Source organism: Escherichia sp. XD33 (genome assembly GCF_019375075.1).
Lineage (GTDB): Bacteria > Pseudomonadota > Gammaproteobacteria > Enterobacterales > Enterobacteriaceae > Enterobacter > Enterobacter flexneri_A.
This window is the reverse complement of record NZ_JAENDM010000009.1, coordinates 72,836-98,377: the sequence shown is the minus strand read 5'-3', so window position 1 is coordinate 98,377 and position 25,542 is coordinate 72,836. Positions and strand designations below refer to the sequence as shown.

The following is a 25,542-nucleotide window of genomic DNA, read 5'->3' as shown; positions in this document are numbered from 1 at the left end:
TTTTTTGTCGCCCAGCCAATGCTTTCAGTCGTGACTAATTTTCCTTGCGGAGGCTTGTCTGAAGCGGTTTCCGCGATTCTCTTCTGTAAATTGTCGCTGACAAAAAAGATTAAACATACCTTATACAAGACTTTTTTTTCATATGCCTGACGGAGTTCACACTTGTAAGTTTTCAACTACGTTGTAGACTTTACATCGCCAGGGGTGCTCGGCATAAGCCGAAGATATCGGTAGAGTTAATATTGAGCAGATCCCCCGGTGAAGGATTTAACCGTGTTATCTCGTTGGAGATATTCATGGCGTATTTTGGATGATAACGAGGCGCAAAAAATGAAAAAGACAGCTATCGCGATTGCAGTGGCACTGGCTGGTTTCGCTACCGTAGCGCAGGCCGCTCCGAAAGATAACACCTGGTACACTGGTGCTAAACTGGGCTGGTCCCAGTACCATGACACTGGTTTCATCAACAACAATGGCCCGACCCATGAAAACCAACTGGGCGCTGGTGCTTTTGGTGGTTACCAGGTTAACCCGTATGTTGGCTTTGAAATGGGTTACGACTGGTTAGGTCGTATGCCGTACAAAGGCAGCGTTGAAAACGGTGCATACAAAGCTCAGGGCGTTCAACTGACCGCTAAACTGGGTTACCCAATCACTGACGACCTGGACATCTACACTCGTCTGGGTGGCATGGTATGGCGTGCAGACACTAAATCCAACGTTTATGGTAAAAACCACGACACCGGCGTTTCTCCGGTCTTCGCTGGCGGTGTTGAGTACGCGATCACTCCTGAAATCGCTACCCGTCTGGAATACCAGTGGACCAACAACATCGGTGACGCACACACCATCGGCACTCGTCCGGACAACGGCATGCTGAGCCTGGGTGTTTCCTACCGTTTCGGTCAGGGCGAAGCAGCTCCAGTAGTTGCTCCGGCTCCAGCTCCGGCACCGGAAGTACAGACCAAGCACTTCACTCTGAAGTCTGACGTTCTGTTCAACTTCAACAAAGCAACCCTGAAACCGGAAGGTCAGGCTGCTCTGGATCAGCTGTACAGCCAGCTGAGCAACCTGGATCCGAAAGACGGTTCCGTAGTTGTTCTGGGTTACACCGACCGCATCGGTTCTGACGCTTACAACCAGGGTCTGTCCGAGCGCCGTGCTCAGTCTGTTGTTGATTACCTGATCTCCAAAGGTATCCCGGCAGACAAGATCTCCGCACGTGGTATGGGCGAATCCAACCCGGTTACTGGCAACACCTGTGACAACGTGAAACAGCGTGCTGCACTGATCGACTGCCTGGCTCCGGATCGTCGCGTAGAGATCGAAGTTAAAGGTATCAAAGACGTTGTAACTCAGCCGCAGGCTTAAGTTCTCGTCTGGTAGAAAAACCCCGCTGCTGCGGGGTTTTTTTTGCCTTTAGTAAATTGAACTGACTTTCGTCAGTTATTCCTTACCCAGCAATGCCTGCAGATCCTGCTTCAGAGAAGACATTTTATTCGCGTATTTCTCTTTGTTTTCCGCATCTTCAATCAGCTGAACAATCGTTTCAGAAAGCGTTTTACCGCGACGCTGCGCAAGACCAGCCAGACGTTGCCAGACAATAAATTCCAGATCGATCGATTTTTTGCGCGTATGCTGGTGTTCCGCATTAAAATGGCGCTTTCGTCTTGCCCGAATGGTTTGCTTCATGCGATTGACCAGTTCCGGATTCATATGCTTGTCAATCCAGCCATTTACCAGCACGGGTTCATTTTCCAGCGAGAGCAACACATCGACGGCTTCCTGGGCGGCACTGGCTTCTATGTAACGGGTGATTAACTCCCCTTCGCGATGCTTCTTAACCAGATACTTCCATTTCCAACCGCTTTCAAGATTTTCAAGTTGTTGATATTTCATAGCGATCTCAATGTTACCGTGTAACTCTTTACAGAATATCAGCTTTTTAGGCCAGTGAAGAAAAGAATCTCCATCCTGTGAGCTTTAACGCCCATGCCAGGAGTATTGTCGGTGCTTTCTACGTGTGCTGTAGTGCCGGTTACGGTATAATCGCGGCTTTGACAACAGACTAAAAAACATCAACTTTGACCATTACGAAACTTGCATGGCGTGACCTGGTTCCTGATACCGATAGCTATCAGGAAATATTTGCTCAGCCACATTTGATTGACGAAAACGATCCTTTATTCAGTGATACTCAACCGCGGCTGCAATTTGCGCTGGAGCAGTTGCTGCATACGCGAGCATCCTCCTCTTTTATGCTGGCGAAGGCCCCGGAAGAGTCTGAGTATCTGAATCTTATTGCCAATGCCGCGCGTACGCTACAAAGCGATGCAGGCCAACTGGTGGGCGGTCACTATGAGGTTTCCGGCCACTCCATCCGCTTACGTCACGCAGTGAGTGCAGATGATAATTTTGCGACTTTAACGCAAGTTGTCGCTGCCGACTGGGTAGAAGCGGAGCAACTCTTTGGCTGCCTGCGCCAGTTTAATGGCGACATTACCCTGCAGCCTGGTCTGGTGCATCAGGCAAATGGCGGTATTCTCATCATCTCTTTGCGTACACTGCTGGCGCAACCTCTGCTGTGGATGCGGCTGAAAAATATCGTTAACCGCGAGCGTTTTGACTGGGTTGCGTTTGATGAGTCGCGCCCTCTCCCCGTCTCTGTGCCTTCGATGCCATTGAAGCTGAAAGTCATTCTGGTAGGCGAACGCGAATCATTGGCTGATTTCCAGGAGATGGAGCCAGAGCTTTCAGAGCAGGCTATTTATAGCGAATTTGAAGATACTCTGCAGATTGTCGATGCGGAGTCAGTAACCCAGTGGTGTCGCTGGGTGACATTTACCGCCAGACATAATCACTTACCTGCACCGGGAGCGGATGCCTGGCCGATACTTATCCGCGAAGCAGCACGCTACACCGGTGAACAAGAAACACTTCCGCTTAGCCCGCAGTGGATCCTCCGCCAGTGTAAAGAGGTCGCCTCCCTGTGTGATGGCGACACCTTCTCCGGCGAGCAGCTAAACTTAATGCTGCAGCAGCGTGAATGGCGCGAAGGTTTCCTCGCTGAACGTATGCAGGATGAGATCCTTCAGGAGCAAATCCTGATTGAAACCGAAGGCGAACGCATCGGGCAAATTAACGCCCTTTCGGTCATTGAATTTCCGGGTCATCCACGCGCTTTTGGCGAACCTTCTCGCATTAGCTGCGTTGTGCATATTGGCGATGGTGAATTCACCGACATCGAACGCAAAGCGGAGCTTGGCGGCAATATCCATGCGAAAGGGATGATGATCATGCAAGCGTTCCTGATGTCGGAACTACAGCTTGAGCAACAGATCCCCTTCTCAGCATCGCTGACATTTGAGCAGTCATACAGTGAAGTTGATGGAGATAGTGCCTCGATGGCTGAACTCTGCGCCCTGATAAGCGCCCTCGCCGATGTGCCGGTGAATCAGAGTATCGCTATCACAGGTTCAGTCGATCAGTTCGGTCGCGCCCAGCCGGTCGGTGGTTTAAATGAGAAAATCGAAGGCTTCTTTGCTATTTGCCAGCAACGTGAGTTAACCGGGAAACAAGGTGTCATTATCCCCACAGCTAACGTTCGCCATTTAAGTCTTCACAGTGAACTGGTGAAAGCGGTAGAAGAAGGCAAATTCACCATCTGGGCAGTAGACGATGTGACTGACGCACTGCCGTTATTATTAAATCTGGTGTGGGATGGCGAAGGCCAAACGACGCTGATGCAAACCATCCAGGAACGTATCGCGCAAGCATCGCAACAGGAAGGACGTCACCGTTTTCCATGGCCATTACGTTGGCTGAACTGGTTTATTCCGAACTGATCGGACTTGTTCAGCGTACACGTGTTAGCTATCCTGCGTGCTTCAATAAAATAAGGCTTACAGAGAACATGGTAGATAAACGCGAATCCTATACAAAAGAAGACCTTCTTGCCTCTGGTCGCGGTGAACTGTTTGGCGCTAAAGGCCCGCAATTGCCAGCACCGAACATGCTGATGATGGACCGTGTGGTCAAAATGACCGAAACGGGTGGTAACTTCGACAAAGGGTATGTTGAAGCAGAACTGGATATCAATCCGGATCTGTGGTTCTTCGGATGCCACTTTATTGGCGATCCGGTTATGCCGGGATGCCTGGGCCTGGACGCAATGTGGCAGCTGGTAGGGTTCTACCTCGGCTGGCTGGGCGGCGAAGGTAAAGGCCGCGCGCTGGGCGTTGGCGAAGTGAAATTCACTGGTCAGGTACTGCCGACAGCGAAAAAAGTGACCTACCGTATTCACTTTAAACGCATTGTTAACCGTCGTCTGATTATGGGCCTGGCGGATGGCGAAGTGCTGGTTGATGGTCGTCTGATCTATACCGCCAGCGACCTGAAAGTCGGTCTGTTCCAGGATACGTCTGCCTTCTGATTATAATCAGACAGAGTATCAAAAGGCGAAACCTCCGCAATGCGGAGGTTTCTTTTTAAAGAGACAGAATCAGGCCATTACTACCCTGTCCGCCATGGCTTCTCGCCAGCCTCCCAGCCATTGTGACCTTTGATTCAGCGTCTGATAGGGACACATTTCTTTTGAGCGTCCGGCGATGCCGGCCTGATAACCACGTTGATGTGCCCGTTCCAGGCGATCTCGTTTTTGTCTCTTCATGCCTCGTTTCCCTCATACTGGTTTCTGGTGGAAAAGAAAACAGTGATTACTAAATATGCAATCACAGTTAAGCAATACCGCGAATCATAACTGCCGTCAATGCGCAAAATTCACGCCACTGTCATATTTGTGAGCTACACGGGCATGTCGGTTGTACAAAAAATGTGAAGAGGAACAAATTTTTCCGCACGTTAGAGACAAAAAAACCGCCTCAGGCAACATACCGGAGACGGTTATATTTACAAATCTTTATAATTAAGGTAGACGCTTTATCTCTTGTGCAATAGAAGCGGCTTCCTGACTCCAGACACCGGCCAGCACTTTAACCATCTCATCGTAACCATCCTGAGTTTGCAATCCTTCCAGACGGAACGGACGTTTGATCAGTTGTCCCTGGTGGTTCAACAGCCACTCACCACTGACAATGACCTTGCCATCATAGCGACCGTTAAACTCCGTTACGGTAACATTGAGCGTGTCCTGGGCGCTTCCCAGAGGCTGGGAGGCAACCACCCAGCCGGGCAGTTGCGTACTCAGGTTGGCAACCAGGGTGTTGCGCAACTGTTGATCCAACGGGCTGGCCCACAAGTTGTTGTTGGCAATCACATACTTCACATCACTGGTTTGATAAACCACACCATTCCCCGCCAGATAGTCAGGAACAGTGACCTGCTCTACCCATAACAGACGATTGCCCTGGCTGGCGGTACTTTGTGTACCGCTCTGCACCACAGGTAACTGGTAATAGTTTTTATTAATTTCGCCGGAGCTGCATCCGGCCAGCCACAGTGCTGCAATCGTCACTAGCCACTTTTTCATTGTTTCGCCCTCTTCGGCTCTGGATCTTTTTTGTCCTTCGCTTCAAATACCAGCGCGTTACTCTTCTCATTGAGCGTTTTCAGCACCGGTTGCAGTTCTCGCAACACCTGATCAAGGCGCTGCATATCCGCCACCATCTTGTTGTAGGCTGCGGAGCCAGGCTGGAAGCCCTGCATGCTGCGATTCAATTCACGCAACGTTGACTGCATATCCGTCGGCAACTGCTGCATCGACTGGCTAGCGAGGATCTTGTTCATGCTATCCAGCGTCGTTTGCAGGTTTTTCATTGTGCGCTGACTTTCAGAAAGCGTACTGGTTGCCTGTTCAATCATCGGATTCAATGGCAGTTTGTTGATCTTATCCAACGCTTCCATCAGTCGTTGCTGGATTTGCGCCAGGCCGCCGCTAACGGTCGGGATAATCTGATAACCATTAAATTCACGAATACCGGTTATTGCAGGCGTATTTGGATAGAAATCGAGATCAACATACAGTGCACCAGTGACCAGGTTTCCGGTTTTCAGCGATCCGCGTAAACCACGTTTCAACAATTCGCCAAGGTGCTCAACAACATCCGCATTTTCGCCAAGCTGCATTTTCAGCCGCTCTGGCTCGATACGAATCAGTACCGGAATACGGTAATCATCGTTAAATGTCTGACGCATATTCGGCGCAAAGAATGGCACTTTGCTTACGGTACCCAGGCGAATACCCCGGAACTCTACCGGAGCTCCCGGTTGCAGACCGCGTACCGAATCTTTAAAGAACATCAGATAATCAATGTGATCGGTGTACAACGAATCCTGAATGCTCTTCTGATCATCATACAAAACGAAAGCTGTTTTCGGTGCCACTGGCTGCCCTAAATCCAGACCTTCCGGCACATCAAAGCTGACACCGCCACTCAGCAGCGTTGTCAATGAGCCCATCTCCACACGCATCCCTGCTGACGTCAGATCAACCGCAATGCCACTATCTTTCCAGAAGCGAACATTGTTGGTCACCAGTCGGTCATAAGGTGCATTGATGAACAGTTGATAGCTGATATTGCGTTTTTGTGTATCGAAGGTGCTGGTTTCAACCGAACCTACCCGATAGCCACGGAACAGCACCGGATCTCCTGGCGAGAGCTGCCCGGCTTTTTTGCTATCGAGAATCACACGGATACCTTTCGCATCAGGCGGGGCCAACGGTGGCGAGTCCAGCAAATCGTATTTATCCATTTTGCTGCCTTTCGCGCCTGGCTGCAGTTCGATATAAACTCCAGACAGCAGCGTTCCCAGGCCGCTAATCCCTTCGCGACCAATCTGCGGTTTCACCACCCAAAAGACGGTGTCTTTATGCAGCAATTTTTCCATACCGGAATTCAGCCGCGCTTTGATTTCAACGTGCGTCAAATCATCAGCCAGTGTGGCGCTTTCAACCACGCCGACGTCAACGCTACGGCTTTTAATGGTGGTTTTGCCACCTTCAATTCCTTCCGCATTCGCGGTGATCAGGGTCACTTCCGGTCCCTGATGGCTGTAATGATAAAAAAGAACCCAGGCCCCAATGAGCGCCGTGACGATAGGAAATATCCACACGGGAGACCAGTTCTTCACTTTCTGGATTTTGGCTTCCCCATTATTAGATTCCATACTGTCAGGACTCCTCATGCTCTGATTCAGGTTGACGATCCCACGACAAACGCGGGTCAAACGTCATAGCAGAAAACATTGTCATTATGACGACTAAAGCAAACATTAATGCACCCATTGCCGGATAAATACTCATTAAACCTCCCATACGCACCAGCGCCGAGAGCACCGCGATAACGAAAACGTCAATCATCGACCAGCGGCCTACAAACTCAACAACTTCATAAATCAAATGCATTCTTTCACTGTCGCGCTTGCCATGCCCTTTGGCATCCCAACACAGCCACGCGATGGCGATCATCTTTAACGTTGGCACCATAATACTGGCCAGAAAGATCACCGCAGCGACGGGATAAGAGCCTTCGCTCCATAACAGAATGACCCCAGCGAGAATCGTCGACGGCATCTTCGAGCCTAATAAATCCGTCACCATGATGGGCAAAATATTAGCCGGAAGATACAGCATGATGGACGTTACAAGCAGCGCGAGTGTCCACTGCAGGCTGTTTCTACGCCGAACGTACCCTTTGGTACTACAACGCGGGCACACGGGTTCATCAGCAGGAAGGATTGCCGTACAACAGGAGCACGAACGCAGCCCCTGACGTATCCCCGTGACGCCTGGTTTTAGCGGCTGGCGCAGTTCTGGCATCGGGGCGATGTCGTCCCATAACCAGCGACGATCAACGCACTGAAAAGCGCGCAGTTGCAGGACACAAAATAAACACCAGGGGAGAAAGCTGCTGCCTACCCCAATGCTGCCGTAAGCCATCAGTTTAACGAAACTGACCAGCACACCAGCGAGGAAAATCTCCGCCATTCCCCAGGTTTTGAGTTGAAAAAGCACCCGTGCCAGTTGCTCTTTTAAACGGACCGGTAATTCCGCGCGATTCACCAGTAACAGAATGGTTATCAGACAAAACGCGGGAACCAGTTGCACAAACAACAGGAAAAAGGTGCCGAGGCTGGCGTAGTCCTCAGAAAAAAGCACGCCGGGAATTTCCAGTAATGTAATTTCACTGGTAACTCCTGCAACGTTCATATTCACAAAAGGAAACAAGTTGGACAGCAACAGCATGAACAGTGCAGCCAACGCATAGGCGGTGGGACGCTGCCGAGGGGCATCCCACGCCACGGTTAACGTTGTGCCACACCGGGGACATGCCGCTTTCTGACCATGCTCAAGGCGCGGTAACGCCACCAGCATGTCACACTGCGAGCACAGGATGTGCTTCGCGGCATGATGATGTTCGCACATTGGTACTCCTTAATGATGCGCTATTTTACAGATGACTAACAAAGTGTTGGTTTTCATGCCTGATAAACCCAGTTCATCAGGCAATTTTACCGTTGTCAGCTGTCTCTGTTTAAATCGACTATTTTGCGATCAGCCACCATTTTTTAACGCTTCAAGATACTCCCAGCGTTCAAAGGCTTGCTCCAGCTCCTGCTCTGCAGCAGCCATATCGGCGAGCACTTTTTGTGTCTGCTCATGTGGCTGACTGAAGAAGGAAGCATCCGCCACCTGCGTCTGTAGGGCTTCCAGCTTCGCCTCCAGATCTTCGAGCAATTGCGGTAGCTGCTCCAGTTCGCGCTGCAATTTATAGCTTAGTTTGCTACTGCTGCGTTTTACAGTTTCTGCTTTTGCCGCGGCGGCTTCTTCGGTTTTTTTCACCGCAGGCTGTTTGAGCGCCACATACTGCTCTTGCTGACCACGGGCATCATGATAACCGCCGACATAACGACCAATTTTACCGCCGCCTTCGAAGATCCAACATTCTGTAACGGTGTTATCGACAAACTGACGATCGTGGCTAACCAGCAATACCGTGCCCTGATAGCTGTCGATCAGTTCTTCCAGCAGTTCCAGCGTTTCGACATCAAGATCGTTGGTCGGTTCGTCAAGAATCAATAAGTTGCTTGGTTTGAGGAACAAACGCGCCAGCAGCAAGCGGTTCCGCTCACCGCCAGAAAGCGCACGTACCGGCGTCATCGCCCGTTTCGGATGGAACAGAAAGTCCTGCAAATAGCCCAATACGTGGCGTGGCTTGCCGTTAACCATCACCTCTTGCTTACCTTCGGCAAGGTTATCCATCACCGTTTTATCGGGATCCAGTTCCGCGCGGTGCTGATCGAAATAAGCCACTTCCAGTTTGGTGCCAACGTGAATACGCCCGCTGTCCGCTTGAAGCTGACCGAGCATCAGTTTCAGCAGCGTGGTTTTGCCGCACCCATTCGGACCAATCAGGGCAATTTTGTCGCCACGTAGAACCTGGGCCGAAAAATCTTTCACCAGTTGCTTACCGTCAACCTGGTAGCAAACGTCTTCCATTTCGAAAACGATCTTACCGGAGCGGCTGGCCTCTTCCACCTGCATCTTTGCGGTACCCATCACTTCGCGACGTTCACCACGCTCGCGACGCATCGCTTTCAGGGCGCGTACGCGGCCTTCATTACGGGTACGGCGTGCTTTGATCCCCTGGCGGATCCACACCTCTTCCTGCGCCAGTTTGCGATCGAACTCGGCATTTTGTAATTCTTCCACGCGCAGGGCTTCTTCTTTTTCCAGCAGGTACTGGTCGTAATTCCCTGGATAGGTCACCAGCTTGCCGCGATCGAGATCAACAATGCGCGTCGCCATATTGCGGATAAACGAACGGTCGTGGGAGATGAAAATAATCGTCCCGTTGAAAGTTTTCAAAAACCCTTCCAGCCAGTCGATGGTTTCAATATCCAGGTGGTTTGTCGGTTCATCAAGCAACAGCACGCGCGGATTACTCACCAGCGCGCGTCCTAATGCCGCTTTACGCAACCAGCCGCCGGAAAGCGACGACAGCGCAACGTTAGGATCTAACCCCAGTTGCGCCAGCACTTCGTTGATGCGGTTTTCCAGCTGCCACAGGTTGTGGTGATCCAGCTGTTCCTGAACCTTCGCCAGTTCGTTGAGATTTTTCTCGCTCGGGTCGTTCATCACCAGGCGCGAAATATCGTGATAGCGTTTCAGATATTCCGCTTGTTCTTCAATGCCTTCGGCAACGAAATCATAAACGCTACCCTCAACGTTACGCGGCGGATCCTGTTGCAGACGAGCTACAATCAAATCTTGCTCGTAAATAATGCGACCGTCATCCAGCCCTTGTTCACGGTTGAGGATTTTCATTAACGTCGATTTGCCCGCGCCGTTGCGGCCCACCAGACAAACACGTTCGTTATCTTCGATATGCAGTTCTGCGTTATCGAGAAGCGGCGCGTCGCTGAACGACAGCCATGCGCCATGCATACTGATTAATGACATTACTATTCCTTTAGGCTGCGGTAATCAGCCAGCAGTTGTGGATCTGGCGGTTACGGGCGAAATCCTGGGAGAGCGTTTTTTGCGTAATTTCTTGTGCTTTCAGTCCCAGTTTTGCCAGGCCGTCGAGATCCATACGGAAGCCACGTTTATTGTTCGAGAACATGATCGTCCCACCTGCACGCAGCAGACGTTTCAAATCTTTCATCAGCGCCAGATGATCGCGCTGAACATCAAACGCATCTTCCATTCGTTTTGAGTTAGAGAAGGTTGGCGGATCGATAAAGATCAGATCGAACTGTTCATTTGCCTCACGCAGCCACGCCAGGCAATCGGCCTGAATCAGGCGATGCGCACGCCCGGTCAGGCCATTCAAACGCAGGTTGCGTTCTGCCCACTCCAGATAAGTACGCGACATATCCACGGTGGTGGTGCTGCGTGCACCGCCTAATCCCGCATGCACGGTGGCGCTGCCGGTATAAGAGAACAGGTTGAGGAAATCTTTGCCTTTGCTCATCTGACCGAGCATACGACGGGCGATACGGTGATCGAGAAACAGACCGGTATCGAGGTAATCCGTCAGGTTCACCAACAAGTGAGCGTTATATTCGGTAACTTCAAGAAACTCGCCCTTCTCGCCCAGTTTCTGGTACTGATTTTTGCCCTTCTGGCGTTCACGGGTTTTCAGCACCAGTTTGTTTGGCGCAATCCCCAGTACCGAAATGGTTGCAGCGATAATATCGAACAGACGCTGACGCGCTTTGTGAGCATCAATAGTTTTTGGCGGCGCATACTCCTGCACCACCACCCAGTCGGCATAACGGTCAACGGCAACGTTATATTCCGGTAGATCGGCGTCATACAGGCGGTAACATTCAATTCCTTCCTGGCGAGCCCACTTCTCGAATTTTTTGAGGTTCTTACGCAGGCGGTTGGCGTAGTCTTCCGCTACCATCGCCGGTTTGCTGTCTGGAGTGCTTTCGGCAACGTGGTAATTTTTCTGTACGCAGTCCAGCGGGCCGTTTTTCGCCTTGTACTGTTTGTCTGCACGCAGCTGCAAGCAGCTTAGCAGATCCGGCGAGGCACTAAACAAAGAGAGATTCCAGCCACCAAACTGGTTTTTCATGATCCGACCCAGCAGGCTATGCAGCGCAATCAGCGCCGGTTCGCTGTCCAGACGTTCCCCGTATGGCGGGTTGCTCAACACTGTGCCGTACGGCCCTTTCGGCAGCGGATTGGTCAGTTGCGCGACATCTTTCACCTCAAAGGTGATCAGTTCACCAATCCCCGCAAGACGGGCGTTAGTGCGTGCACGTTGAATCACCCGTGCGTCGCTGTCCGAACCGTAAAAATGAGAGCTATACTCAGCCAGGCCTTTACGGGCGCGAGTTTGCGCTTCCGCTTTCACTTCCTGCCAGATAGCTTCATCATGCTGCGCCCAGCCGCTAAAGCCCCAACGCCCACGGTGCAAGCCTGGTGCGCGATCGGTCGCCAGCATCGCCGCTTCAATCAGCAACGTACCGGAACCACACATCGGATCGAGCAGCGGTGTTCCTGGCTGCCAGCCGGATCGCATCACAATAGCGGCTGCCAGGGTTTCTTTGATCGGCGCAATACCAGCACGATCGCGATAGCCACGCAGATGTAAACCATCACCACTCAGATCAAGAGCGATACTGGCGGTTTCTTTATGCAGCCAGACGTTAACGCGGATATCCGGCGCATCGCGATCAACATTTGGACGCGGCAGATTTTTCCGCGTGAAAGCATCGACGATCGCGTCTTTCACTTTCATCGCGCCGTACTGACTGTTGCGGATGGTGTCATTCAAACCACTGAAGTGGACAGCGAAGGTCGCGCCAGGATTAAACATCTCTGTCCAGTTGATCGCCTGAACACCGAGATAGAGGTCTAAATCGCTGTAAACCTTACACTCGCCCAGCGGCAACATAATACGCGAGGCCAGGCGGCTCCACATCAGGCTCTGGTAAACAAGCCGTGTGTCGCCCTTGAAATGGACCCCACCCTGAACCACCTGGCATTCAACGGCCCCCAGGTTTTCCAGTTCAGTTTTTAACAGCTCTTCCAGCCCACGGGCCGTACTGGCAAACAGAGAATTCATATCGTCACTTTTACTCTAAGAGCCTACCGCAGTAGGCGTAATTGTTGCAGTCAGTCTGGACATGGACAGCGCGGAGAAACCGGAGCGTACACAAGTACGTGAGGATTTCGAGCACAACCCAGGGCCAAACTGACAAATAAAATAGCCTAATGGGACAGGCGCTAAGAAAATTGTTGCGCATTATAGCTAATAAGCGCGTCATGTCATAAAGTTGAGGGCTTATTTTCATTTGAGGACCGCACCGTGGCGACATTAACCCGGCTTTTTATTCATCCTGTTAAATCGATGCGCGGCATTGGTCTTACACATGCTCTGGCTGATGTCAGTGGTCTGGCCTTCGATCGCATCTTTATGATCACGGAACCTGACGGTACGTTTATTACCGCTCGCCAGTTTCCCCAGATGGTACGGTTTACTCCTTCACCTGTGCATGATGGCTTGCATCTCACCGCACCAGATGGCAGTAGCGCATATGTTCGTTTTGCTGATTTCGCCACACAAGACGCACCAACCGAAGTTTGGGGCACACATTTTACCGCGCGAATTGCGCCAGACGCGATCAACAAATGGCTAAGTGGATTTTTCTCCCGCGAAGTGCAATTACGCTGGGTGGGGCCACAAATGACCCGGCGCGTGAAACGCCACAACACTGTACCCCTGTCATTTGCTGATGGCTATCCTTACCTTCTTGCTAACGAAGCCTCGTTACGTGATCTCCAACAACGTTGTCCGACCAGTGTAAAAATGGAGCAATTCCGCCCCAATCTGGTGGTTTCCGGCGCGTCAGCCTGGGAAGAAGATAGCTGGAAAGTGATTCGCATTGGTGATGTGGTGTTTGATGTGGTTAAACCTTGTAGCCGCTGTATTTTCACCACCGTCAGCCCAGAAAAAGGGCAAAAACATCCGGCAGGCGAACCATTAAAAACATTGCAATCTTTCCGCACTGCCCAGGATAACGGCGATGTCGATTTTGGTCAGAATTTAATTGCCCGTAATAGCGGCGTGATTCGCGTTGGCGATGAGGTGGAAATTCTGGCAACGGCTCCGGCAAAAATTTACGGCGCAGCTGCCGCTGATGATACCGCCAACATCACGCAACAACCGGACGCAAATGTAGATATTGACTGGCAGGGACAGGCATTTCGTGGAAATAACCAACAGGTGTTGCTGGAGCAATTAGAAAATCAGGGAATTCGTATCCCTTATTCTTGCCGCGCGGGCATTTGTGGAAGTTGCCGTGTTCAGCTTTTAGAAGGCGAAGTCACGCCGCTGAAAAAATCAGCAATGGGCGATGATGGCACCATTCTTTGCTGTAGCTGTGTACCGAAGACTGCACTTAAGTTGGCGCGTTAGACAGCCTGTTCGAGGCTGAAGCTGTCAACATTAACCTGCGGTTTCAGCCTGTCGTTCATGATTTTAATGGCGTCGCCCAACTGCATCGCGCGACCCGCAATAACAACGCAGGGTTGTGCCAGCAGGCATAGTGCGGCATTTTCGCCAGATTCAACGACCAGCAAATTGACCTGCTCGTGAGTATCGCTCAACCAAACGCAGGCCGCATCGCCCGGCATGGGCACCCACATTTCACCATGGGAAACAAAATGCCAGCTTTTCGGCATTTGCGGTTTGAGATAGCGAATTGCTACCAGTGCATTCAGCACCAGTTCGGCTTTTTGTTCTTTAGATAAATTAAAATCGCGGCACTTTTCTTCAAAAGAGAAATAGAGCGCGGCGTCGTCAACGCAAAAGCCTGCGGGAGAAAAGGCATCTGGAGTCAACATCTTGCGCGCAAAACGTGAGCGAAATAGCATACCATTGGCTAAATCGAGCATCATTCGATCGTGCTCTTCATCGTAATACCAACGCCAGTTATCGTCTGGTTTAATTCGCATCTGCCTCTCCCCTACCCTATAAAACCGCAGCAACACAATCCATTGTCGCTTCGCTTAATAACCTCAACAATAAAAGTACAAAATGTCTAAATAAGCAACAGCGATGAATATAAAACAACCAGGGCTGAAAATAAAGCCCTGATTATCTTATAAAGAGGAATTCGAAGAAATAATTAGATATGGGTAACGATTTCTTTAATCAGCGGCGGACCTTTAAAAATAAAACCAGAATAAATTTGCACCAGTGAGGCACCCGCAGCAATCTTTTCACGCGCAGCGATAACCGAGTCGATGCCGCCAACACCGATGATCGGTAAGCGACCGTTTAATTCCAGTGACAAGCGGCGAATAATTTCGGTGCTTTTTAACTGAAGCGGACGACCACTTAAGCCACCGGTTTGATCGCAATTTTTCATTCCCTGAACAAGAGAACGATCGAGTGTGGTATTGGTTGCAATAACGCCATCAATATTATGGCGAACTAAACTATCGGCAACCTGGATCAATTCTTCTTCAGAAAGATCCGGCGCGATCTTCACTGCGATCGGCACATATTTATGGTGCATCGCTTGCAAATCATTTTGCTTATTTTTAATCGCGGTTAAGAGATCATCCAGCGCTTCACCATATTGCAGCGTGCGTAATCCTGGGGTATTCGGCGATGAAATATTGATGGCGATATATCCCGCATAGGCATAGATTTTTTCCATACAAATCAGATAGTCATCTTTGCCCTGCTCCACTGGCGTATCTTTATTTTTGCCGATGTTAATACCCAGGACGCCGTCATAATGGGCCTTTTTTACGTTCTCTACGAGGTTATCAACGCCAAGATTATTAAAGCCCATACGGTTGATCAAACCTTCGGCATCTACCAGACGAAAGAGACGCGGCTTGTCATTACCTGGCTGTGGACGTGGCGTGACGGTACCGATCTCGATCGATCCAAATCCCATCGCGCCTAACGCGTCAATGCACTCCCCGTCTTTATCAAGACCGGCTGCCAGACCAAGCGGATTTTTAAACGTCAGGCCCATGCAGTTAACAGGTTTCGCAGGCACTTTCTGCCGCACCAGTGCTTCAAACGGCGTTCCTGTAATACGGCGTAATTGCTGAAAAGTAAACTCATGAGCGCGCTCTGGATCGAGCTGGAAAAGGGCTTTACGAACGAAGGGGTAGTACATGAACTCTCCTGGATTCCCGGTGTGCAAACCGGGGGCGTATTATGTGCGAGTTCGGACCAAAAGGGAATTGACCTGCGGCAAAAAAAACGCAAACGTTTTCCGAACCTGTTTCAGGGCAGATTTTGCTCCTTCTTTGCACTCAACCCGCCGTAATCATTTATCGCCCGCCAGGCGACATGACACGGTGCGATTGCCTGACACCAGCTTGTCTGACGCTGGCTTTTAGGCGGCACAACTCCCGCATTACTTAACGCTTCACCATTTACGCTCAACTGAATCAGGTTAATGTAGTAAGGCGTTGGGTTAGTGAGTTGTACACCCTGCGAATTCCGTGTCCAGCGTAATTGTTGATAAGCTTCCAGCGGGTCGCCCGGCAAACCTTCGGGTCGCCAGAACAGTTTAAATACCGAGCGCATCGCCACTTTTACGCTCTGATTTTCAACTTTGCCGGATGGCACGCTGGCAATGCTTAACTCAAATAGCGTTTCGCGATCCACAGGCAAGATGTCGCTTTCCGTTCTCAGCAAGCGCAACGTGCCTGTCGTACCGGGCTTCAGGAGAATAAGTGGCGGAGCGGCCAGTAATGGTGCTGGCACTGTCGACGCTTCCCCCCCGGCCCAACGCGTTGGGCGGTTGATTTTACTGTTAATAAGCCAGGATTCCTGACTGGTATTAGTCAGTAAAATAGATATCGATTCTCTGTCTGCCGGAAAGATAAATCGCGTTCCGCCGACCACCACTCCTGCCTGCAATTCACCCGCCACCAGCAGCGATAAAACGGCGAAAATCAAGAGCGCCAATCTGTTCCACGTATTAGTCATAATGAAGTACAAATGTCGCGCTGGCATTCACTTTACCCGACTGCACATCGCTATTGACAGGTCGCAATTGCGCATAAAAAGTTAATGGCACCTTACCGCTATGTAGGCTGTAGTCTTTACTCGCCTGGTTAAGCGGAATCAATATCTTCGCATCATCCAGAATCGCAATTGCCAGCCCGCTGGCTGCATCCGTACCACTTTCAATGGACAACATTTCGCTCTGCACTCCGTCGGGGGTTCCTGAAAAGGTGACGTCAACCGTGCTGACATCTGTTCCGCAATCCTGCAAATTAATGATGAAAGATTTCTCCGGGCCATAATTCCCATGAGAAAAACGTGTCAGCGAGACATCGCCTAACTGCACATTGATTTGCTTGCTATCCTGTGCCAGCACGCATGTATTACGGCGAAACGATCCGCTAATGTTGACCGTGCCATCATGGGCAAATAGCTCACAGCCCCACGTTAATCCCAATAAGAACAGAATCCAGATTATCCGTTTCAACATCACTCCTTCACTGGTAAACCAGATCAAAATAGAGAACCGCCGTCGCATTACCGCCCGTTGCTCCCGCCTTTGTGGACTTATAACGAAGTTGATATTTGAGTGTGTTATCCCCGGCTTTTAAGGGCGTAAGAGGCTGGACCTGATTGAGCGGGATTTCTTGCTGACTTTGCGCATCAAGAATTTGCACGGCAATCCCCGTTGCCATACCACCGCTTCCGCCTGTGTCAGTTAGTTTGAGCAGTGTCGGCGCAAGGGTGTCAGCCTCGCCGCTAAAAAGGACGTCCGCGCCAGTAATACCAGCGGCACAACCGGTGATATCGATATTCAAATCAGCAGCAGTGCTTACGGTATTCGCGGCCTGAAAATCACTGATATTAAAATCACCAATATGAATATTTTGTAATGCACTTTTGGTGGCGACATCACAGCCCTGATCGACCACATTCCCATAAATATGCATACTAACTTGTTCAGGCCCAGCCATCCCGACATGGATGTTAAGAATGCTAAAGAACAAGATAACGCACTGAAATATCGTTTTTTTCTTCATACGTTCACGCGTTAATCAAAATTTATTCTCACCGTTGCCGTGGCTTCAAATCGCCCGGTTTCTGGTGGTACACCTGTCGTGCTGACTGGATAGACATTCATTCGCGCGATACTGTCTGCATCATCAGGAATAGAGAGCGGTAATGTTCCACCAGCAGGGGAAATAATGTTGTTCTGGCTATCGGTCACCACCACGCCCACGCCAGGACGTGACGTCTTAATCGCCTGGGGATAGCTGGGGTCTGTGGTTGCCGTCAGACTCAGGTTGACATTAACTAATCCCGCGTTTCCCGTGTTACACCTGACTGGAATTGCAAGTTCTGCCGTTCTGGCCCCAAGAGGTTTATGCCCTACAACACGGAAATTGGCAGCGAAGACATCACCTAAATCAACTTCAATTGTCTCTCCGGCATTGACGGAACATGAGCCAAGTGAATTGATCGTACCAGACAGGTAATACACTAAAACCGGTGTACCTGTAGTCGTGCAGGAATCACCTGCGGGTATGTTGTAGCATTCATATAATCGCGCCAGCGCCATAGGAGGAATGACGACCGAGCCAACGAACGGCTGCAATATTTTCAGGGAAAAGCTACCGCTATTACCGCTTGCCCCCTGCCCACCTAAACGTTGACCGCCAGGGTCGCAAATATGCCATCGGGTATCCCCCCCTGTGCCCACGTTTTCGAAAGGAACCGCAGTAGGAGAACTGCCTTTAACCTGCAATAAAACTTTGGCGGCAAGATAGTCATTAATTTTGTACCAGTTGTCGCCTAAATAGACTAACGGTGAATCCGCGGCGAATGCCCATCGGCCACTTCTGACATTGTCTTTATCGCAATCACAGGAAACATAATAATCATTCGATTCGTTCCACTGATAAAATTTGTCTTTAACTACCCCTGCCGTATTTGCTTCTTCCTCCAGGGTTTTAACGCCAAAATTGACGCCAATATACGGATTCCCCTGAGTAGTATGACACTGCCCGCTATAAGCAGCGGTTTGAGCGCACCATAGCATTAAGACGGCGGCAAAAAATAGTCGTAGTAATGACACGCATTTTTCTCCAAAGATTATCTGCATATGGCATCCATTCGCGTAATCGCAGAGTTAATTTGTTGTTCGGTAAGCTCGTAATTGATATGACAAATTTGATCGGGAGCTTCGCCCCAGCGCACGCTTATTGTTCCCTTCGCCGGTAAACCCGCCATATAGAGCGAGCCATCATCATCAATTATGCCGCTATTAGCCTGTACGCCGTCCAGCGTCGCTATCGCGCCAAAACGCAGCGGTATACCCTGCTTTGATGTTTTCATTAATACCCTTGCACCCGCATGGGCATTGAACTCCGCCAGAACCAACGCCCCTTTGGTGGGAACCACGTTGACTACTGCATTTTCAAGATCCACGTTACGTTTTAACGACGCCGCATCAAGTGCGATTCGATTTTCCCGATAAGAAGTGGCATAAGGAACAACGGTATATCCGCGCCAGTCAGTTTTCAGCCCGGTGCTGTTCGCCACACGAGTATTCTCTGCGCCTGGTGCTGCAATCAGAACGTTAGTTTCCCCCAGCGATTGCCCCAGGGTAATGCCCTGTGAATGGGCAACTAAACTGCCTGAAAGAGCGTAGTTCAGTTGTTGTTGACTGCCGTTATCGCTGTAGTTGTAGCCCACTCGGGCATCTGCAAACGCCCCTTTGTAATCCATGCTGGCGCTACCATTAGCCGTTTTCCCCTCGCTGTTATATCCCTGTTGCACGCTGTAGCTCAGGTTACCGTCATCGAGTAATGTCTCCGTTAAACCCAGGTTTTGTGTAGTGTGCCCTTCGTTATCGATACTGGTGTTAGAGGTCATCCAGGCGTAATTTTTTTTCCTGGTATAGTTATCATTACTTCTGGGGAGCAACAGATTGAGCGGCAGGGAAAAATTTAGAGCAAACACCTGATCAGCATCAGGTTGACCACGGGACTTACTGTAGTTCCAGGAAATCCCCAGCGAAAGATCTTTAATTTGCGTGTTGTAGCCAAACTGTAATAGCCGATCCTGTTGATCCGTATGCCAGTAAGTTTGCTGGCTACCACTTAAATAAAACGAACCGTACTCGCCTAATTGCTGGGAGATATTGACCTGCAGTTTGCCACGTTTGGTGTAAAACAAATTGTAATAACGCGACCACATCGGCGTATCTTCATCATCACCGTCATTAAATTCGTAGCCATCCATATGTTTATACATGGTGTCGGAAAGGGTGTAGAAACCCGACGTCGAATAGCGATAGCCCATCAATTGAAAGTTAGTGCCCAAGTGGTTGAGCGTTTTGGCATACAGAAAACGATATGACTGACCTTTATGTTCGCTTTGATCTGCTAGCGTACTCTTCGCCTGGGTCGCATCGAACGAAATTGCTCCGAAATCGCCGAGGTTAAATCCCAGACCAAACATGGCGGCACGGTAATATTCAGCATATTGTCCACCACCATACCAGGTCGTTCCCCACGGTCCGCCCCACTGCAACGTGGCCTGGGCAAATTTGCTCTCCTGCTGTTCATTACTATTGGTTCTGTATTTCGCCAGTGTCACCGCGTATTTGATTCGCCCCTGACGCTGGAGTAATGGCACACTGGAGAACGGTACGCTGTAGCTATTGACGCTGCCGTCCGCTTCTTTGATTTCAACTAACAAATCACCGCTCGACGACGTGGAATAGAGATCACTAATTTCAAAAGCACCAGGCGATACATAAGTTTGGTAAATGGTGTAACCATTTTGCTTAATCGTTATCTGGGCATTGCTTTTGGCGATACCACGCACCACAGGCGCAAACCCTTTCAGGCTGTCTGGCAGCATGTTGTCATCTGACGCCAGCTGCACACCACGAAAGCTGACACTATCGAAAAAATCGCCTGCAGTATAATCATCACCTACGGTCAGTTCGCCTTTCAGAGGAATAACCGCCCGTTGCAAATAGCTGCTGAGATTCTTCCATTCTGCGGTTTGGCCACTACTACGACTCCATGTTGAATTGTTGCGCAATCTCCATGGGCCTAAATTAACGCCACTGTTTAAATTCAGAAAATAGCTGTCGCCAGAATCACTGTCTGCGCTGCTATGAATACTGTTAGCCCCGCTAAACGAATATCCCAGTAATAGCGCGTTGATCCCTTCATCCCAACGTTCAGGGGGGACATAACCACGGGCATTACTTTTGATGGCGATTTGCGGTACTGAAATTTCCAGACGGAGTTTATTCACATTAAACGTTACGCTGGCATCCGGAATAATCTCCGCCAATGGCACACACGCTTGTTTGTCCAGTTGTTTAAAAGCCGGAAACGCATCAGTATTAACACCCATTGCATCCAGGCTTTCAGTCGTCAAACAGGCGGCAATCCCCTTCTCTGGCGTTATCTCAACAAAATTGACGTTGCGCGTATCTACAATTGTCTGATTCAGAACAATATCGACACGATAAACCCCTGGCGTTATTTTTTGTCCTTTTTCGAAACGAGACAAATCGGCCACCATTGAGGGATCATCTTTGAAAAAAGCAGGATCGAACCAGGTTTCAGCTTGTGCATTGAACGCTGCCGACACAAACACCACCAGCCCACCAATAAACGATGGCACTCCACCAGAGCTTAACAGGCTGTGTTGTCGATGAGTTCTATACATCTCGCTCTCTTAACTGAAGACGGCTTACGATTTACAGTTGAGTTGCGGCGTTTCCGCCCCGTAGTCATTGATGGTTCGATACGTTACGCTGCTATTTTTGGCCCCCTTTGGCAGAGAAAATTGGTATTTATCAAAGGGGGAAATCATTTGATTTTTAACTACTTTTCCACCTATTTTCAGGTCTGTCAGGGTAATGAAATAAGGTGTTGGGTTACTGACCGTAACCATGTCAGCTGACGAAGTGCAACGCAGTTTCGCCGGAGCCTCGCCTAAGGGATACGCTAAACCTTTTGGTCGCCAGAAAAGTTTGATGACGCTTTGTGTGGCAATCTTCAGGGTATTTCCCTCTTTCCGCTTCGTTGTTGAAGGGACTGCCCGTACGCTAGTGAAGAAAAGGGTTTCTCTGTCTTTCGCCAACGGCGCTCCAATGTACATAATGCGTAACAGATTCTCATTTGCCGGATTCAGCACAAATAGCGGTGGTGTAATAATAAAGTCTGCTGATTTTTTATTATCTGGGGTCATCACCCATGACTGAATAAGATAAGGAACATCCGGACTGGTGTTACGTACACCCAGTGAAATTTGCTCTTCACCTTCTGAATAAACAAGACGTGTTGCTGCAAGTCCAATCCCGCCTTTACCTGCCGCCCATGCGGATGAGCAGCTGAGTAATATTGCCGTTAAACTTACGGTCACAATTCCCTTTGTTATGCAAGTTTTCATAAATAGTCACTCTTAAAAAATATGAATATCCCCTCCAGAACACTGGAGGGGTACTAATTAATAAAACAATTAATGAGTTCTATTAATAATAGTTAATATGGAAATTTGTTACCGCATTCACATTACCTGAAGTCGCTTTCCCCGTAGCGATATAATCAACTTTAAAAGTCAACGTCTGATCTCCATCCTGCAACAAAATGTTCCCGGTTTCTGTGTCTGGCGTGATGGCCGTTGTACCATCATTCATATACATTTGCAGGGCCACGTTTGTAGCAGCATCAGATGAGGCCTGGTTAGCAAACGCTGTAATCTGAGTAGTATCCGCAGTGCCATTAAAGGTGAACGTTGCATTTTTTGTTACGGTAGTATCACAATCTTTTAATTCAATTGGCACATCAATTTGCACGCCAGAAACCTGACCATTGGTTTGCAACTTCGTGGCACTAACATCTGGCAAAGTCACCACGGAATCTTTCGTCGCAGCTACCAGGGTACAAGCTGGAGCAATAACTTTACCATTAAATGTTACTGAGCCATCCGTGATAGCATTATCATCAGCAGCCATAACGCTGGACGTTGCACATACCACAGTTATAAACGCCGTCAATACACTTTTTTTCATCGTTATCATCCTGATCTCTTCGTAAATATGATAATGCCTTTAAATGACATTAGACTTAATAATAACAATAATTGTCCGCCATTTAAATCAAGCATACTAAATCCAATAAGTGACAAATCTTTAATTTATAGATTTCATGAATATTTAAATATTAACTGAACGAGTAATTCATTGATTCAACATCTAATGACTATCCAATAAATAAATATGCGTGATATATAAAGCCCTTTCTTTAGTTTATTTTCAGAAAAAGATACACAAAATTTATATTTGGAATTTTCTTGTCTCTCCGACAGACTGACCGAATTGTTATCAATGTTAACAAAAAAAAGAACAATTGGTTATAAGGAGAGAGTATGCGTGTCATCACCCTGGCGGGTAGTCCTCGCTTTCCTTCTCGCTCCAGCTCCTTGCTGGAATATGCGCGGGAAAAACTAAATGGCCTGGATGTAGAGGTTTATCACTGGAATCTGCAAAACTTCGCCCCGGAAGATCTACTTTATGCTCGTTTCGATAGTCCGGCACTCAAGACCTTCACCGAACAACTGCAACAGGCCGATGGGCTGATTGTCGCCACGCCTGTGTATAAAGCCGCCTATTCCGGTGCGTTGAAAACCCTGCTCGACCTGCTGCCAGAACGCGCTTTGCAAGGCAAAGTGGTGCTACCGCTGGCGACGGGCGGTACCGTGGCCCATCTGCTGGCGGTCGATTATGCCCTTAAACCAGTTTTAAGCGCACTGAAAGCTCAGGAGATCCTGCACGGCGTGTTTGCCGATGACTCACAAGTAATTGATTACCATCACAGACCCCAGTTCACGCCAAATCTGCAAACCCGTCTTGATACCGCGCTAGAAACTTTCTGGCAGGCATTGCACCGCCGCGATGTTCAGGTTCCTGACCTTCTGTCTCTGCGAGGTAATGCCCATGCGTAACATCATTAAACTGGCGCTGGCGGGATTGCTTAGCGTCTCTACTTTTGCGGTTGCTGCAGAATCCTCGCCTGAAGCGTTACGTATAGGCTATCAGAAAGGCAGTATTGGTATGGTGCTGGCAAAAAGCCACCAGTTACTGGAAAAACGCTATCCGGAATCAAAAATCTCCTGGGTGGAGTTCCCCGCGGGTCCGCAAATGTTGGAAGCGTTAAACGTTGGCAGTATTGATCTCGGCAGTACCGGGGATATTCCGCCAATCTTTGCCCAGGCTGCCGGGGCTGATTTGGTGTACGTGGGCGTCGAGCCACCGAAGCCCAAAGCCGAAGTGATTCTGGTGGCAGAAAACAGCCCGATCAAAACCGTAGCCGATCTTAAAGGTCACAAAGTTGCCTTTCAGAAAGGTTCCAGTTCACACAACCTTTTACTGCGTGCACTGCGTCAGGCCGGACTTAAGTTTACCGATATCCAACCCACTTACCTGACGCCCGCTGATGCCCGCGCCGCGTTCCAGCAAGGTAACGTTGACGCCTGGGCTATCTGGGATCCCTACTACTCTGCTGCATTATTACAGGGCGGCGTGCGGGTGCTGAAAGACGGCACCGATCTCAATCAAACTGGATCGTTTTATCTGGCAGCTCGTCCCTATGCAGAAAAAAACGGCGCTTTTATTCAGGGCGTACTGGCAACCTTTAGTGAGGCCGATGCGTTAACCCGCAGCCAGCGCGAGCAAAGCATCGCTTTACTGGCAAAAACGATGGGCTTACCGGCACCGGTGATTGCCTCTTACTTAGATCATCGCCCTCCTACCACCATCAAACCGGTTAACGCCGAGGTTGCCGCCTTACAGCAGCAAACGGCAGATCTGTTTTATGAAAATCGTCTGGTGCCGAAAAAAGTCGATATTCGCCAGCGCATCTGGCAGCCCACTCAACTGGAAGGAAAACAATTATGAGTCTGAATATGTTCTGGTTTTTACCGACCCACGGTGACGGGCATTATCTGGGAACGGAAGAAGGTTCACGCCCGGTTGATCACGGTTATCTGCAACAAATTGCGCAAGCGGCGGATCGTCTTGGCTATACCGGTGTGCTAATTCCAACGGGGCGCTCCTGCGAAGATGCGTGGCTGGTTGCCGCATCGATGATCCCGGTGACGCAGCGGCTGAAGTTTCTTGTCGCCCTGCGTCCCAGCGTAACCTCACCTACCGTTGCCGCCCGCCAGGCCGCCACGCTTGACCGTCTCTCAAATGGACGTGCGTTGTTTAACCTGGTCACAGGCAGCGATCCACAAGAGCTGGCAGGCGACGGAGTGTTCCTTGATCATAGCGAGCGCTACGAAGCCTCGGCGGAATTTACCCAGGTCTGGCGGCGTTTATTGCAGAGAGAAACCGTCGATTTCAACGGTAAACATATTCATGTGCGCGAAGCAAAACTGCTCTTCCCGGCGATTCAACAGCCGTATCCGCCACTTTACTTTGGCGGATCGTCAGATGTCGCCCAGGAGCTGGCGGCAGAACAGGTTGATCTCTACCTCACCTGGGGCGAACCGCCGGAACTGGTTAAAGAGAAAATCGAACAAGTGCGGGCGAAAGCTGCCGCGCATGGACGCAAAATTCGTTTCGGTATTCGTCTGCATGTGATTGTTCGTGAAACTAACGACGAAGCGTGGCAGGCCGCCGAGCGGTTAATCTCGCATCTTGATGATGAAACTATCGCCAAAGCACAGGCCGCATTCGCCCGGACGGATTCCGTAGGGCAACAGCGAATGGCGGCGTTACATAACGGCAAGCGCGACAATCTGGAGATCAGCCCCAATTTATGGGCGGGCGTTGGCTTAGTGCGCGGCGGTGCCGGGACGGCGCTGGTGGGCGATGGTCCTACGGTCGCTGCGCGAATCAACGAATATGCCGCGCTTGGCATCGACAGTTTTGTGCTTTCGGGCTATCCGCATCTGGAAGAAGCGTATCGGGTTGGCGAGTTGCTGTTCCCGCTTCTGGATGTCGCCATCCCGGAAATTCCCCAGCCGCAGCCGCTGAATCCGCAAGGCGAAGCGGTGGCGAATGATTTTATCCCCCGTAAAGTCGCGCAAAGCTAAG

23 protein-coding genes are annotated in these 25,542 nt (G+C 49.9%); 7 read left to right on the top strand and 16 right to left on the bottom strand.

Annotated elements, in window-relative coordinates; translation table 11 throughout:
- Nucleotides 1–330 precede the first annotated feature (330 nt).
- Complete coding sequence (gene ompA / locus K0778_RS08015) at nucleotides 331–1,371, top strand: porin OmpA (RefSeq protein ID WP_000750416.1); 1,041 nt, start codon at nucleotides 331–333, stop codon at nucleotides 1,369–1,371.
- A 75-nt stretch (nucleotides 1,372–1,446) separates the two neighbouring features.
- Here the strand turns inward: ompA and matP are convergent, their stop codons facing one another.
- A complete protein-coding gene (gene matP, locus K0778_RS08010) occupies nucleotides 1,447–1,899 on the bottom strand; it encodes a macrodomain Ter protein MatP (protein ID WP_000877161.1) in 453 nt (150 codons plus the stop codon).
- 185 nt (nucleotides 1,900–2,084) lie between these two features.
- On the opposite strand from matP, the gene K0778_RS08005 reads away from it, so the two are divergent.
- Both K0778_RS08005 and fabA read left to right on the top strand, forming a co-directional pair.
- Nucleotides 2,085–3,845 (top strand): Lon protease family protein, encoded by a 1,761-nt coding sequence (locus K0778_RS08005; protein ID WP_000156518.1) that lies wholly within the window; start codon nucleotides 2,085–2,087, stop codon nucleotides 3,843–3,845.
- A gap of 68 nt (nucleotides 3,846–3,913) precedes the next feature.
- Nucleotides 3,914–4,432 (top strand): bifunctional 3-hydroxydecanoyl-ACP dehydratase/trans-2-decenoyl-ACP isomerase, encoded by a 519-nt coding sequence (gene fabA / locus K0778_RS08000; protein WP_000227927.1) that lies wholly within the window; start codon nucleotides 3,914–3,916, stop codon nucleotides 4,430–4,432.
- 69 nt (nucleotides 4,433–4,501) lie between these two features.
- On the opposite strand, the gene rmf is transcribed toward fabA, so the two are convergent.
- The 6 genes from rmf to rlmKL all read right to left on the bottom strand — a co-directional run bounded on the left by rmf (nucleotide 4,502) and on the right by rlmKL (nucleotide 12,539).
- Nucleotides 4,502–4,669 (bottom strand): ribosome modulation factor, encoded by a 168-nt coding sequence (rmf, locus tag K0778_RS07995; protein ID WP_000828648.1) that lies wholly within the window; start codon nucleotides 4,667–4,669, stop codon nucleotides 4,502–4,504.
- Nucleotides 4,670–4,924: 255 nt separating this feature from the next.
- Nucleotides 4,925–5,488: a membrane integrity-associated transporter subunit PqiC gene (pqiC, locus tag K0778_RS07990; RefSeq protein WP_000759118.1), complete on the bottom strand. Its 564-nt coding sequence runs from the start codon at nucleotides 5,486–5,488 to the stop codon at nucleotides 4,925–4,927.
- On the bottom strand, nucleotides 5,485–7,125 hold the full coding sequence (pqiB, locus tag K0778_RS07985; protein WP_000445533.1) for an intermembrane transport protein PqiB: 1,641 nt from the start codon (nucleotides 7,123–7,125) through the stop codon (nucleotides 5,485–5,487). The genes pqiC and pqiB overlap by 4 nt, the downstream gene beginning before the upstream one ends.
- Before the next feature lie 4 nt (nucleotides 7,126–7,129).
- On the bottom strand, nucleotides 7,130–8,383 hold the full coding sequence (gene pqiA / locus K0778_RS07980; protein ID WP_000333176.1) for a membrane integrity-associated transporter subunit PqiA: 1,254 nt from the start codon (nucleotides 8,381–8,383) through the stop codon (nucleotides 7,130–7,132).
- A 129-nt stretch (nucleotides 8,384–8,512) separates the two neighbouring features.
- The gene (locus K0778_RS07975; protein WP_000053089.1) at nucleotides 8,513–10,420 is read right to left on the bottom strand and encodes an ABC transporter ATP-binding protein; all 1,908 of its coding nucleotides are present in this window, start codon (nucleotides 10,418–10,420) and stop codon (nucleotides 8,513–8,515) included.
- 10 nt (nucleotides 10,421–10,430) lie between these two features.
- Entirely contained in the window at nucleotides 10,431–12,539 is a 2,109-nt protein-coding gene (gene rlmKL, locus K0778_RS07970; protein ID WP_001086517.1) for a bifunctional 23S rRNA (guanine(2069)-N(7))-methyltransferase RlmK/23S rRNA (guanine(2445)-N(2))-methyltransferase RlmL, read from the bottom strand.
- A 243-nt stretch (nucleotides 12,540–12,782) separates the two neighbouring features.
- Here rlmKL and ycbX point away from each other — a divergent pair, with 243 nt between their 5' ends.
- A complete protein-coding gene (ycbX, locus tag K0778_RS07965) occupies nucleotides 12,783–13,892 on the top strand; it encodes a 6-N-hydroxylaminopurine resistance protein YcbX (RefSeq protein WP_001619284.1) in 1,110 nt (369 codons plus the stop codon).
- Here the strand turns inward: ycbX and zapC are convergent.
- From zapC to K0778_RS07920, 9 genes are all read right to left on the bottom strand, one after another.
- Nucleotides 13,889–14,431, bottom strand: coding sequence for a cell division protein ZapC (gene zapC, locus K0778_RS07960; RefSeq protein ID WP_001295353.1), 543 nt, complete (start codon nucleotides 14,429–14,431; stop codon nucleotides 13,889–13,891). The genes ycbX and zapC overlap by 4 nt on opposite strands.
- 173 nt (nucleotides 14,432–14,604) lie before the next feature.
- The gene (gene pyrD, locus K0778_RS07955) at nucleotides 14,605–15,615 is read right to left on the bottom strand and encodes a quinone-dependent dihydroorotate dehydrogenase (RefSeq protein WP_001295352.1); all 1,011 of its coding nucleotides are present in this window, start codon (nucleotides 15,613–15,615) and stop codon (nucleotides 14,605–14,607) included.
- Nucleotides 15,616–15,725: 110 nt separating this feature from the next.
- Nucleotides 15,726–16,463, bottom strand: coding sequence for a fimbrial chaperone (locus K0778_RS07950; RefSeq protein ID WP_001111463.1), 738 nt, complete (start codon nucleotides 16,461–16,463; stop codon nucleotides 15,726–15,728).
- Nucleotides 16,429–16,944: a fimbrial protein gene (locus tag K0778_RS07945; protein ID WP_000919497.1), complete on the bottom strand. Its 516-nt coding sequence runs from the start codon at nucleotides 16,942–16,944 to the stop codon at nucleotides 16,429–16,431. The genes K0778_RS07950 and K0778_RS07945 overlap by 35 nt, the downstream gene beginning before the upstream one ends.
- A 7-nt stretch (nucleotides 16,945–16,951) precedes the next feature.
- Nucleotides 16,952–17,494, bottom strand: a complete 543-nt coding sequence (locus K0778_RS07940; protein ID WP_000730614.1) for a fimbrial protein — start codon at nucleotides 17,492–17,494, stop codon at nucleotides 16,952–16,954.
- An 11-nt stretch (nucleotides 17,495–17,505) separates the two neighbouring features.
- Nucleotides 17,506–18,576 carry a fimbrial protein gene (locus tag K0778_RS07935; RefSeq protein WP_001165668.1) on the bottom strand — a complete coding sequence of 357 codons (1,071 nt, stop codon included), beginning with the start codon at nucleotides 18,574–18,576 and terminating at the stop codon, nucleotides 17,506–17,508.
- A complete protein-coding gene (locus K0778_RS07930; protein ID WP_063084800.1) occupies nucleotides 18,567–21,167 on the bottom strand; it encodes a fimbrial biogenesis usher protein in 2,601 nt (866 codons plus the stop codon). The genes K0778_RS07935 and K0778_RS07930 overlap by 10 nt, the downstream gene beginning before the upstream one ends.
- Before the next feature lie 24 nt (nucleotides 21,168–21,191).
- Complete coding sequence (locus tag K0778_RS07925) at nucleotides 21,192–21,893, bottom strand: molecular chaperone (protein WP_001295349.1); 702 nt, start codon at nucleotides 21,891–21,893, stop codon at nucleotides 21,192–21,194.
- Between the two features lie 82 nt (nucleotides 21,894–21,975).
- Nucleotides 21,976–22,515, bottom strand: coding sequence for a fimbrial protein (locus K0778_RS07920; RefSeq protein WP_000750293.1), 540 nt, complete (start codon nucleotides 22,513–22,515; stop codon nucleotides 21,976–21,978).
- 356 nt (nucleotides 22,516–22,871) lie between these two features.
- On the opposite strand from K0778_RS07920, the gene ssuE reads away from it, so the two are divergent.
- From ssuE to ssuD, 3 genes are read left to right on the top strand one after another with little or no spacing between them, the layout of a single operon-like run.
- Nucleotides 22,872–23,447, top strand: a complete 576-nt coding sequence (gene ssuE / locus K0778_RS07915) for an NADPH-dependent FMN reductase (RefSeq protein ID WP_001263933.1) — start codon at nucleotides 22,872–22,874, stop codon at nucleotides 23,445–23,447.
- Nucleotides 23,440–24,399: an aliphatic sulfonate ABC transporter substrate-binding protein SsuA gene (ssuA, locus tag K0778_RS07910; RefSeq protein ID WP_001244308.1), complete on the top strand. Its 960-nt coding sequence runs from the start codon at nucleotides 23,440–23,442 to the stop codon at nucleotides 24,397–24,399. The genes ssuE and ssuA overlap by 8 nt, the downstream gene beginning before the upstream one ends.
- On the top strand, nucleotides 24,396–25,541 hold the full coding sequence (gene ssuD, locus K0778_RS07905; protein ID WP_063084799.1) for an FMNH2-dependent alkanesulfonate monooxygenase: 1,146 nt from the start codon (nucleotides 24,396–24,398) through the stop codon (nucleotides 25,539–25,541). The genes ssuA and ssuD overlap by 4 nt, the downstream gene beginning before the upstream one ends.
- Nucleotide 25,542: the final 1 nt, after the last annotated feature.

Excerpts from the sequence above, each read along its gene's own strand:
- ssuE (WP_001263933.1), top strand. The coding sequence starts at position 22,872 with ATGCGTGTCATCACCCTGGCGGGTAGTCCTCGCTTTCCTTCTCGCTCC.
- rmf (WP_000828648.1), bottom strand. The coding sequence starts at position 4,669 with ATGAAGAGACAAAAACGAGATCGCCTGGAACGGGCACATCAACGTGGT.
- K0778_RS07975 (WP_000053089.1), bottom strand. The coding sequence starts at position 10,420 with ATGTCATTAATCAGTATGCATGGCGCATGGCTGTCGTTCAGCGACGCG.
- K0778_RS07925 (WP_001295349.1), bottom strand. The coding sequence starts at position 21,893 with ATGAAAACTTGCATAACAAAGGGAATTGTGACCGTAAGTTTAACGGCA.
- K0778_RS07920 (WP_000750293.1), bottom strand. The coding sequence starts at position 22,515 with ATGAAAAAAAGTGTATTGACGGCGTTTATAACTGTGGTATGTGCAACG.
- matP (WP_000877161.1), bottom strand. The coding sequence starts at position 1,899 with ATGAAATATCAACAACTTGAAAATCTTGAAAGCGGTTGGAAATGGAAG.
- ompA (WP_000750416.1), top strand. The coding sequence starts at position 331 with ATGAAAAAGACAGCTATCGCGATTGCAGTGGCACTGGCTGGTTTCGCT.
- rlmKL (WP_001086517.1), bottom strand. The coding sequence starts at position 12,539 with ATGAATTCTCTGTTTGCCAGTACGGCCCGTGGGCTGGAAGAGCTGTTA.
- K0778_RS07945 (WP_000919497.1), bottom strand. The coding sequence starts at position 16,944 with ATGTTGAAACGGATAATCTGGATTCTGTTCTTATTGGGATTAACGTGG.
- pqiB (WP_000445533.1), bottom strand. The coding sequence starts at position 7,125 with ATGGAATCTAATAATGGGGAAGCCAAAATCCAGAAAGTGAAGAACTGG.
- K0778_RS07940 (WP_000730614.1), bottom strand. The coding sequence starts at position 17,494 with ATGAAGAAAAAAACGATATTTCAGTGCGTTATCTTGTTCTTTAGCATT.
- pqiC (WP_000759118.1), bottom strand. The coding sequence starts at position 5,488 with ATGAAAAAGTGGCTAGTGACGATTGCAGCACTGTGGCTGGCCGGATGC.
- K0778_RS07950 (WP_001111463.1), bottom strand. The coding sequence starts at position 16,463 with ATGCCAGCGCGACATTTGTACTTCATTATGACTAATACGTGGAACAGA.
- zapC (WP_001295353.1), bottom strand. The coding sequence starts at position 14,431 with ATGCGAATTAAACCAGACGATAACTGGCGTTGGTATTACGATGAAGAG.
- K0778_RS07935 (WP_001165668.1), bottom strand. The coding sequence starts at position 18,576 with ATGCAGATAATCTTTGGAGAAAAATGCGTGTCATTACTACGACTATTT.
- ssuA (WP_001244308.1), top strand. The coding sequence starts at position 23,440 with ATGCGTAACATCATTAAACTGGCGCTGGCGGGATTGCTTAGCGTCTCT.
- pyrD (WP_001295352.1), bottom strand. The coding sequence starts at position 15,615 with ATGTACTACCCCTTCGTTCGTAAAGCCCTTTTCCAGCTCGATCCAGAG.
- K0778_RS07930 (WP_063084800.1), bottom strand. The coding sequence starts at position 21,167 with ATGTATAGAACTCATCGACAACACAGCCTGTTAAGCTCTGGTGGAGTG.
- fabA (WP_000227927.1), top strand. The coding sequence starts at position 3,914 with ATGGTAGATAAACGCGAATCCTATACAAAAGAAGACCTTCTTGCCTCT.
- pqiA (WP_000333176.1), bottom strand. The coding sequence starts at position 8,383 with ATGTGCGAACATCATCATGCCGCGAAGCACATCCTGTGCTCGCAGTGT.
- ssuD (WP_063084799.1), top strand. The coding sequence starts at position 24,396 with ATGAGTCTGAATATGTTCTGGTTTTTACCGACCCACGGTGACGGGCAT.